Origin of the sequence: Corallococcus praedator, from assembly GCF_003612125.1 — a bacterium.
Taxonomy (GTDB): Bacteria; Myxococcota; Myxococcia; order Myxococcales; family Myxococcaceae; genus Corallococcus; species Corallococcus praedator.
On the sequence record NZ_RAWI01000867.1, the window covers coordinates 1 to 516 of the forward strand.

The following is a 516-nucleotide window of genomic DNA, read 5'->3' on the forward strand; positions in this document are numbered from 1 at the left end:
AACTGAAAAAGCGACTGCCCGAAGCGGTTCGACAACCATTGCCCAAAGCGACTGCTTGTAATGGTTGTTGGTCATTAGATTTTACCTCGGATAGCTTGAGCGATGGACGTAAATTTCGCACTCTGAACGTACTGGATGACTACAATCGGGAGGCTCTGGGTATTGAGGTTGATTATTCGCTCCCTGCTCAGCGGGTCACTCGGTTGCTGGATCAATTAGTTGAACACTACGGCAAGCCCGAACGCTTACGCAGTGACAATGGACCTGAATTCATCAGTCAGGCATTACAAGATTGGTGTGCGGATAAGCACGTGATACTGCACTGGATCGAGCCGGGTAAGCCCACTCAGAATGCCTACATTGAACGATTTAACGGAACATTTCGGCGGGAAGTGCTGAATGCCAATACGTTCAGCAATCTGGCCCAGGTGCGCCGAACGGTGGATGCCTGGTTGGTGGAGTACAATACCGAACGGCCCCATCAGGCGTTGAAGTTTATGACCCCGGTCGAATACC

General features: G+C 51.0%; 1 protein-coding gene. It reads left to right on the plus strand.

The annotated features are described in order from the left end of the window. The coding region (locus tag D7Y13_RS50035) for an IS3 family transposase (RefSeq protein WP_158626217.1) at window positions 1–516 on the plus strand (516 nt) is incomplete at both ends.